General features: G+C 45.8%; 2 protein-coding genes and 1 pseudogene. 1 reads left to right on the top strand and 2 read right to left on the bottom strand.

All coding sequences use genetic code 11. The features are described from left to right. Positions 1-1890, bottom strand: a 1890-nt coding sequence (locus tag H6F50_RS08300) for an AMP-binding protein (protein ID WP_190428279.1), incomplete at its 3' end; no start/stop codon positions are given. Between the two features lie 754 nt (positions 1891-2644). Here H6F50_RS08300 and H6F50_RS08295 point away from each other — a divergent pair. After that, the gene (locus H6F50_RS08295) at positions 2645-3034 is read left to right on the top strand and encodes a hypothetical protein (RefSeq protein ID WP_190428278.1); all 390 of its coding nucleotides are present in this window, start codon (positions 2645-2647) and stop codon (positions 3032-3034) included. Between the two features lie 336 nt (positions 3035-3370). On the opposite strand, the pseudogene H6F50_RS08290 reads toward H6F50_RS08295, so the two are convergent. Further along, positions 3371-3595, bottom strand: a pseudogene (locus H6F50_RS08290) (hypothetical protein); the annotation flags it as partial.

The following is a 3595-nucleotide window of genomic DNA, read 5'->3' as shown; positions in this document are numbered from 1 at the left end:
AATGGAGAACGGCTCCAGAATTAGCTTGAAGAGACTTATCCGGTCATCTGGGCGATAACCAGGGCGATTTTGCACCTCCCGGTTTAATTCTTTCTTGAATAATTCCTGAACAATCTTACTATTCAGGTCAATTTCTTGAGTGGATGCAGTAGGGATATTGCTGGGTAAAGAAGTTTCCTCTGGAAGACGCAAGTGCAGATTGTTATCTGCTGCCCACTTTTGCAAAGCTTCCAGATTGGGGACAATTAACGCACCAAGCGATCGCTCATCTTGACCCACCAACACAATTTGGTCAATATAAGAACTCCGCAGACAGGCATCTTCAATCGGCTGGGGTTCGATGTTTTCGCCGTTGGTTAAAACTATCGTATCCTTCGCCCGACCTGTCAGCACTAAGTCATTCGCCTCTGTTAGCCAACCCAAATCGCCGCTATCAAACCAACCTTCAGAGTCAATTGCCTTGGCAGTTGCTTGGGGATTTTGATAATATCCCTGCATCACTTGCGGCCCTCGTGCTAAAACCAGACCGCGACTCCCAGCCGGAAGGGGTTTGCGGGTTTCGGGGTCAACAATTTTAATTTCCGTCCCTGGCAGAAATCGCCCAGATGAACCCCGCAAATTGCACCAAGACTGACGAGCTGTTAAGACGGGGGATGTTTCTGTAAGACCATAGCCCACCAGCACCTCAAGTCCAATAATTTCAAAGAAGTTTTCCAGGTGCATTGCCAGAGAGCCGCCGCCACTGATGACGTACTTTAATTTGCCGCCAGTGGCTTCTCGGATTTTTCCATACACTAATTTTTGGGCAAGCGCATGGATAGGAGCCAAGGTAAGCATTTGGCTTCCAGCTAATAGCCGTTCTTGCATGGAGGGAGGTTGGGGTTGTAAGCGCAAGTTGTGCCAAGTACGGCGAGCTTCAATGTAGCGCTGACTAATGCTTAGCAGATTTTTAACCAGTTTCTGCTTGTTTGCAGGCTGTTCGCGGAACTGCTTCTGGACGCCTTCGTAGATAGATTCCCACAGTCGGGGAACAGCGATTAAATAGTGGGGTTGGAATTCTTTAAAGTCTTTTTTGATGTGGCGAATGCTCGTGTAAATCTGGGTGCAACCGTGGGAGAGGAAAAAGTATTCGCCAGTGCGCCCGAAGCTGTGCCAAGTGGGGAGAATCGTCAGGACAGGTTCGCCTGGTTGCGGCTGAACGATGGTTCCCAAGTTGGTAATCTGGTGGAGCAGGTTGCCATGCGTCAGCATCACGCCTTTGGGCTTGCCGGTCGTACCAGAAGTATAAATCAGCGTCGCCAGCATTTCTCGGTTTTGCTTCACCGGCTGCAAGGATTGATTTTCCCCTGCTGCCATGACTCCAGAGAAATTCAGCACTTTTAAGGTGGATTCTTCGGGTGGTTCTTCATCGGAGAGCAAAACGACTAGCTGAATCGGGAGGTCGTTGAGGCGTTCCCTGAGTTTTTTCAGCGTCTTCAGGTCTTCCACCACTAAGGTAGTGCTGCCGCTATCTGCCAGTATAAATAGTAACTCTTCCCGCTCTGCCTGAGAGCTACGCACGATATCAACTGCCCCAGCGGTCATCGCCCCTTGGTCGGCAATAAACCAGCGCGGACTATTATCGGCAATCAGGGCGAGGCGAGATTCTGGCTGGACTCCTAATGCCTGCAACCCAGCGGCAAACTGTTGAATTTGCTGAGCTAGTTCGGTGTAATTTATGACTACTTCTGGTTGAGCGTGGGGGTCGTGGAGGGCAATGGTATTACCAAAGTGCGATCGCGCCAACTGCCAGATAGCCGGTAGAGATTCCACCGAACTGTAATCTACCATGCGGCTAAGGTTAGCACGGTCTCGCTCGCTGAGTTGGAAGGAACTAGAGGCTTTTGACATATTCTATTAATCGCTGCAATCGTTAATCAGCTCTTTTTCCAAAATACTCCTCTGTTGCTTCAATAACAGGTTTTAGGGACAGAATTGATTGTGTCTATACTATCTGTGCAGAGCGATCGCATTTAATTATTCGTAATAATTGATACTTGACTATTGCTACTTGACAGTATATTCATTGAGAATGGGAATCCATGCGCCCAAGAAAAACTCAAAGAGGCACACCCATAAATTTTTTAAAACGCAATACCTCAGTATAATGAAGCGCTCGTACTTACTCTCTACTTAGATACGAGAAGCGATCGCATCTAATATACGGCTTAGCGAAAGAATGCGATCGCTCAATTGCAATGGTTCTAACTGCACTCCTGTTTGGTAAAAAACGTTGAATAGCGTCATCCCAATCAACGATTTCTCGCTATGTTGATGGTATTGCGATCGCTATCAAAATACACCTCTATTACCTTTGTATCGTCAAAACCTGATAACGTAGCCTTTATGTAGCATAATGCCTTCTCTCTGTTAAAAATTGCTGCTCAAAACACTGTAATAATAACTTTCCAACCTATTGCTTAACACTAACTTTAAATCCAATGGCAACAATATTTTAAAAGCTTTATAAAGCTATCAAGAGGTTCAGTGCAAGTACTTAATTCGGAAAAATATACTGACATTTCAGAATAAATATTTTAGGCTGTTATTACAAATTTCGCTTAATTTTTGACCTGGATTATTGTAAGATACGGCAGTGTAACTTATGGCACCTCTCAAAGACGCATTTGATGGATTGACCGATGGTTTAGATGGAAGTGACAGATCGGCAGAAAAGGCGGCTAAGGCTGGTATCCAGACTGCTGCTATTGTCGGAACGTCTGTTGCTTCTGCTGCTGCCGCAGGTGCAGGTTCCCTTGCAGGTTACGCTGGCATGGCTTCCGCAGTTTCATCAATGGGACTAGGTGGAGTCACAACTGCAATTGCTGGCGCTATGGGAACTAATGTGGCTGGAGCAGCAGCAACCGCGGTTGTTACTTCGGCTGTAGGTGGGCCAGTAGTGATGGGTGCAATCCTAGCTGGTGGAGCTGCGGCAACGGCTTATGGCGTATATCAGTCAGGAAACTGGATTGGTAAGCAGTTGAAGTTGTGGTAGGTGTTACCTGTAAGCACCGAAATTATTTTTTAAGTGCGCCTGAATGATTAACAAGGGTGGATATCGTCCACCCTTTTTGATTTCTCTTTAAGAGAGATTTCTGTATTTTGGTATCTGGTTGCCTCAGATGAGGTTGCGCTCAACATGTTTACCTCGTGGTTACAAATATAATGCTATTTGTAACGTAAGTACAACAGACGATTCTGACGAAACTCAAGAGTTAGGAAGCTTATGAATTTCGGCTCCTGGCTCCTCACTCCTATAGCTATTCCAAACTGAATACTTCAGATTTATCATACAACTGTTGTATCTAAAAATCGCGTTGTTATTACCTTTTTAATTTTGCGCCGCCTGAAACGCTTCTATCTTTTCCTTCCCCCCAGGAATGTCAGCTCCGACGACATAAAAATCTTGTGGATAGATCCAGTGGGTGCCTAGAGGGCCGTGGATTTGAATTCCGGTCATGACGGCGTAGTTAAACACAGAGCGATCGAGAATATTTAAGAGGGCTTCGACATCGTCGGAAATAATTTTAGATGCCAACTTTGTAATCTCTATCAA

The organism is Coleofasciculus sp. FACHB-712 (assembly GCF_014695635.1).
GTDB lineage: Bacteria > Cyanobacteriota > Cyanobacteriia > Cyanobacteriales > FACHB-T130 > FACHB-T130.
Note: the sequence above shows the minus strand (reverse complement) of the source record. Positions and strands in the feature narration are given on the sequence as shown.